The organism is Shewanella nanhaiensis (genome assembly GCF_019457885.1).
GTDB lineage: Bacteria > Pseudomonadota > Gammaproteobacteria > Enterobacterales > Shewanellaceae > Shewanella > Shewanella nanhaiensis.
Genome location: NZ_JAHZST010000086.1, coordinates 1 through 272 on the forward strand (window position 1 = coordinate 1; position 272 = coordinate 272).

The 272-nt window shown below is 50.4% G+C and carries 1 rRNA gene; it reads left to right on the forward strand.

Annotation, left to right across the window (positions count from 1 at the left end):
* Nucleotides 1-272 (forward strand): 23S ribosomal RNA (locus K0625_RS24955); the annotation flags it as partial.

Below are 272 nucleotides of genomic sequence, written 5' to 3' on the forward strand. Positions count from 1 at the left end.
AAGGCTTAGACAGCTAGGATGTTGGCTTAGAAGCAGCCATCATTTAAAGAAAGCGTAATAGCTCACTAGTCGAGTCGGCCTGCGCGGAAGATTTAACGGGGCTAAGCAATACACCGAAGCTACGGGTTTGCACCTTCGGGTGCAAGCGGTAGAGGAGCGTTCTGTAAGCCGTTGAAGGTGAAGGGGTAACCCACACTGGAGGTATCAGAAGTGCGAATGCTGACATGAGTAACGATAAAGGGAGTGAAAAACTCCCTCGCCGAAAGACCAAG